Annotated in this window: 4 protein-coding genes and 1 pseudogene; 3 read left to right on the top strand and 2 right to left on the bottom strand. The window is 53.8% G+C overall.

Going from position 1 to position 4,688, the window contains the following annotated elements:
• Positions 1-101 precede the first annotated feature (101 nt).
• Positions 102-830, bottom strand: a complete 729-nt coding sequence (locus IEX25_RS19470; protein ID WP_188717364.1) for a recombinase family protein — start codon at positions 828-830, stop codon at positions 102-104.
• A 491-nt stretch (positions 831-1,321) separates the two neighbouring features.
• Between IEX25_RS19470 and IEX25_RS19465 the strand changes: the two genes are divergently transcribed.
• The 3 genes from IEX25_RS19465 (at position 1,322) to IEX25_RS19455 (ending at position 4,078) form a co-directional block, all read left to right on the top strand.
• The gene (locus IEX25_RS19465) at positions 1,322-2,839 is read left to right on the top strand and encodes a recombinase family protein (RefSeq protein ID WP_188717362.1); all 1,518 of its coding nucleotides are present in this window, start codon (positions 1,322-1,324) and stop codon (positions 2,837-2,839) included.
• Positions 2,840-3,269: 430 nt separating this feature from the next.
• Entirely contained in the window at positions 3,270-3,656 is a 387-nt protein-coding gene (locus IEX25_RS19460; RefSeq protein ID WP_188717361.1) for a hypothetical protein, read from the top strand.
• Positions 3,653-4,078: a hypothetical protein gene (locus IEX25_RS19455; RefSeq protein ID WP_188717359.1), complete on the top strand. Its 426-nt coding sequence runs from the start codon at positions 3,653-3,655 to the stop codon at positions 4,076-4,078. The genes IEX25_RS19460 and IEX25_RS19455 overlap by 4 nt, the downstream gene beginning before the upstream one ends.
• A gap of 94 nt (positions 4,079-4,172) precedes the next feature.
• On the opposite strand, the pseudogene IEX25_RS19450 reads toward IEX25_RS19455, so the two are convergent.
• A pseudogene (locus IEX25_RS19450) lies at positions 4,173-4,583 on the bottom strand (IS5/IS1182 family transposase); the annotation flags it as partial.
• Between the last annotated feature and the right edge of the window lie 105 nt (positions 4,584-4,688).

The raw sequence follows: 4,688 nt of genomic DNA, 5'->3' as shown, positions 1-4,688 counted from the left end.
CGCATCGAAAGCCCCGCATAAGACACGTCGTTAACGACGTCGCTACGCACGTGTCTTAGCCGGTCAGCCCCACGCTCAGGCAGGCGGTGGAAATCGGGTGGTTACTGAACAACAGCGATAGACCACTTGTTGCCAGCTCTGGTCTTGTAGCCGCGCTCATTTAGCCAATTCACAACCCTTTTGATGCCCATCGGCCCTGAATTGTCGTCGCCATGAAGCGAAAGGTAGAACATTTTCTGAAGCAGTGCAGCGTGTTCATCGTGAACTGCCAATTTTTTCTTCGATGTCCTCCCCCGCTTCTCCGCCTCGACGACGCGGTATCCGTAGGGAGTATTCCCGCCATTCCAAAACCCTTGCAGTGCGTTCTCACGTAATGATCTCTTTACGTGTTTCGCTGTTTCCTCTGAATGCACCTCATCGACTATCGCTAATATACGGCGGACTAAATTCCCGTGAGGCGTGTCTTCAGTTTTTTGAGTTAGACTTACGACCTGGATATTCTTTTTTTTCAGGCCCCGGATGTATACTTCGGATTCTACTCCGTCTCGGAAGAACCGGCTAAACGAATGGACCAGAATCAAGTCGATCTTTGCATGCTGATCCGAAACGAAGGCCATCATTTTCTGAAAACCGTCTCGATTGTCGTTTCGGCCGCTTTTAGCGTCTATAAACTCAGCAACTATTTGATGAGAATGTTCCTTACAGTAGGCTTCCAGTTGTTTGCGCTGGTCAGGGATAGAGAGATCGTTTAGCGCCTGGCGTCCGGTCGAAACCCGCATGTATAGCACAACACGGCTCCCCGAGGGGAGATTTGAGGCAGTTTTTTGCATGATATCTCCTTCAACCATCAGCTTAAAGCGGAGGCAAAACTTAACATTTCCAAGTCGTAGATCAACAACTATAGACCGTTATCGTAGGTACTTGATTTGTTCTTCGACGGGCCGTATATAAGGCTCGGGATTGCTCCCTTCTTGTCACTTCATCTGGCCGTGAGCCTGATGTTGCGTCGGCCTGGCAATAAGCCATGCCCACCAGCCAATTCTCCGCTCCTAAGCGGAGGATTCGCGTTATGTGAGGAGCAGACCTATGAACAGGTCATCAACACCCCCCAAGCCAGCCAAACAGGCTACGTATGTCCGTTATACTGGCGGGCGCTGTGGAAAGAGTATCCAAGTCACCGTCTTCAACCGTGTCAGACCGGTAGACGCGAACGAAATCCACATCCTTCTGGCGCACTACAAAGATGAGATTGCTGGCAACCACGAGGGCCAGCGGCTCCAGACAGCAACAATGCCTGCGGCAGTCAGCAAGGTGAACGTCGATGAAGAATAAGATCTCCGACGGCAACAGGAAGACGGCCCTGATCTATGCCCGTGTTTCCACTGGCAAACAGGCTGAACGTGACCTTTCCATACCAGACCAGCTTCGAACCATGCGCGAGTACTGTGAAAAGAAGGGTCATCGTGAAGTGCGCGAATTCAAGGACGCGCATACCGGTACAAAGATGAACCGGCCAGGCTGGAATGCACTACTCAGGTTCGCCGAACAACATCGCGAGGAAGTATCTCATGTTGTTGTTCATTCTTACAGCAGAATGGCTCGGGATGTTCTGGGAGGTGAGCTCGCAGTAAGAGAGCTTGCCGAACTCGGCATCAAGATCGAAAGCGTCACCCAACCTTCCGGCGAGCTCGGGGAGATGGGTGACCTAATGAGAATGCTGATCGGCATGATGGATCAACATCATTCCGCTGAAACAAGAAAGCATGTGAAGCGGAGTTTAGCCGAAAATGCTCGACAGGGCTATTTCAACGGCGGTCTACCACCTTTCGGTTATCGATCGGTCGTAGCCGGGCACAGCGGCAATCGCGACAGGAAAATCCTGGTTCTGTCACCCGACGAGGCCGCGATCGTTCGTGACATTTACACGATGTACAACCACGGGAAGGGAAGTTCAGGCCCCATGGGCATCAAAGCTATCACATCCTGGCTGAATGAGAACGGCCTCAACAGACGAGGCCGACAATGGACGATCGGGCAGGTGCATCAAGTCCTTACAAACAACTGCTACACGGGCACGAGACGCCATAAGATCAACCAAGAAGGCGCGGTTGATATCTTCATCCCCGTCCCTGCTATCATAACAACGCAGCAATCAGCAGAGACCCAGCTGCGCCTTCGCAGTCGAAATCCCAACAGGACCCCTCCGCGTGCATTGAACAACCCTGTTCTGCTGTCGTCATTGTTGTACTGCGGATTTTGCGGCAACAAAATGACACTGCGCACAGGAAAGGGCGGAAGATATCGGTATTATACCTGCGGTGGACACGCCCGGAAGGGGAAGAGTGAATGCCAGGGACAAAGCTTACGGATGGACTTCCTCGATGATCTCATAATGGATGATCTGGCCAACAGTCTTTTTGCAGACGAACGTATCCGCGAGGTGTGCACTGCCGCGATTGAAAAGACCTTCGAGATGTCTGAAGCCGAGGAACAACACATGAAATCGCTCCAGGCCGAATTGCAGTCAAAGAGAAAGGAAACCCAGCGCTACCTGTCGTTGGTGGCCAATGAGCTACTAAGCCCTGAGGATGAAGACTTTCAGTTGCAGTTCAAGCGCGTGGTAGCCGAGCGCGACATCATACAGAAGCGGATTGAAGACTTCGAACGACGACGGGCGCGTAATGCAGCAATCGAGGAGAGCAAGATAGCGGAGATTGGGAGTGGGATGAGGAACTGGATCACCAGTGGCTACATCCAGTTCCGGAAACGGTACATTGCCCATTTTATCGAGAAGATCGTAATCGAAGGTTCTTCCGTGAAGATATTCCGTAGGGCGTAGCCTATACCGCCACTGTCTTTCCCATAAGAACTGCCAAATGCGCTGGATGTAAGTATGGGTTTGGCTGCCTCGGTCAAGACAGATTTGGTGTAGAATGCACCCTGCAGGTTAGGCTTATTAGACAGACTAAGCTAAACTCGCTGCCAGTGGTGACCTTGCCATCACATGCGGCCGTGCCACGCCACGGCCGCATAATAATTTTTCGTTGCATGACTTGTCCATTGGCCAGGTCTTTCTTCGATAGCAGGCTTGGCAGATGGGTCAATGGGCTGCTTTTAGTCTTCCTTTCCCTTGCGGTGTGCAGGCAAAGGAAGACTGAAAGCAGCCCTGCGCGTTGAAAGGTTATAAAAGATCATGAGCTGGCACGGACGTTGCGCCGTGTGCTTGTCACCCGCAGCCAATGCTGTGGGCGCTTTTTGGGAGAACAATGATGTTCGATTTCCCCACAACTCCTACGGCTCTTCATCTTTTCGTACAGGATAATTCTGAAGCTCTGCAGCACGCTGCGTTCACTCTCGGTGGTCGAGATTGGCTGCGCCGCACCCGAGGGATCATTGACAATTTGCGGCTCGGCAAACCTCTTACGCGATCCACGCGTATTGAGATCGAGAAGCTCTATGGACTTTTGACGTTACGCTATGCTGCGGACCCTGACACAGCGGAATGCGGCTTTGCGGCAGATATTGATCCTGCCAGTCCCGTAGTTGAAGAAATCTGTCTGCTCGTCGACAAGCTCGAAGACGTTGCAAAAGAAGCCGGGCTTTATCTGCAAGATCCATGGGAGACCGACCTCCTGGAGGGAGAGTACATTTCATGATCGGTGTAAGCATCATTTCCAGACGAACCGAGCAGGCGGTGCTCGCCCTGACGCGCAAGGCACGCTTGGCTAGAGAACATCTGCACGCCGCAACATTACAGGATTGCCCGGCCTCGATTATGGATCTGGCTGCTCGTGTGGATCGGCAGATGGCGGATGGAGCAAAGGGGCCGGACGGGCTGGAGGCCGTATCTGATGACATTCGTCAAGTTATCCATGGCCTCTCGCGAATCGCGCAGGATGACGTCAAGCCGGTTATCATCGACGATGAGAGTTGCATGACGGCTCTCCATGAGCGCTTGGTGCCTACCTATCGGGCAATATTGTGCTCCGTCGCCGCAACCGCCCTCGTCGAATATTTGGAAGCGCTGGCTGCGGTGACAGATGCCCGACGAGCAGACGCTTTGCTGAAGAACCTGTAGCAATAGCACGAGGCCCGCCAGGCACCTGGCGGGTCATCATCCTTCTGGACAGACCTACGGTTTCCGCTGCCTCATTAGTCGGCTCTGAACAACCTTATCCGCCAGCCAATGCTTCGCGTTGATGGGGCGTTTCGGGCCAGATCATCGGCCCGATCAGATGAAAGAGCAGGACCCAAAGAGCCCTGAGATGGGCCAGGATCTTGCGGATATTGTGACCGCAGGCGCAGAGGACGGCGAAGATTGCGTCGCCGATGCGCCCCTTCAGCGGACATCTGGCAAGACGTCCGTCGGTTTTCATGTGCCCGATCTCCGGCTCGATAGCACTTCGTCGCCTGAGGAGCTTTGCCAGGAGCGGGGTGATGCCGCGTCTCGTGCCGCTGATCAGGACCTTGGTGGTCTCCACGCCATGGCCGCGATAGCCGCGATCGACGACGGCGAGATCCGGCACCTGGTCAGTCAGGATGGCGACCTGCTCGAGCGCAGGCGCCAGGGTATGACCGTCGTATTGAACCGCCCCTGGTTTACCGGAGAGTAAAACACTCAAAGGATGAGCCCTATGTCAAAGCCGAGATTCACCCCCGCCTATCCGGCCGAGCTTCGCGAACGCGGT

The organism is Paracoccus acridae, from assembly GCF_014642735.1.
Taxonomy (GTDB): domain Bacteria; phylum Pseudomonadota; class Alphaproteobacteria; order Rhodobacterales; family Rhodobacteraceae; genus Paracoccus; species Paracoccus acridae.
This window is presented reverse-complemented; position numbering and strand designations above follow the sequence as displayed.

Excerpts from the sequence above, each read along its gene's own strand:
- IEX25_RS19470 (WP_188717364.1), bottom strand. The coding sequence starts at position 830 with ATGCAAAAAACTGCCTCAAATCTCCCCTCGGGGAGCCGTGTTGTGCTA.
- IEX25_RS19465 (WP_188717362.1), top strand. The coding sequence starts at position 1,322 with ATGAAGAATAAGATCTCCGACGGCAACAGGAAGACGGCCCTGATCTAT.
- IEX25_RS19460 (WP_188717361.1), top strand. The coding sequence starts at position 3,270 with ATGTTCGATTTCCCCACAACTCCTACGGCTCTTCATCTTTTCGTACAG.
- IEX25_RS19455 (WP_188717359.1), top strand. The coding sequence starts at position 3,653 with ATGATCGGTGTAAGCATCATTTCCAGACGAACCGAGCAGGCGGTGCTC.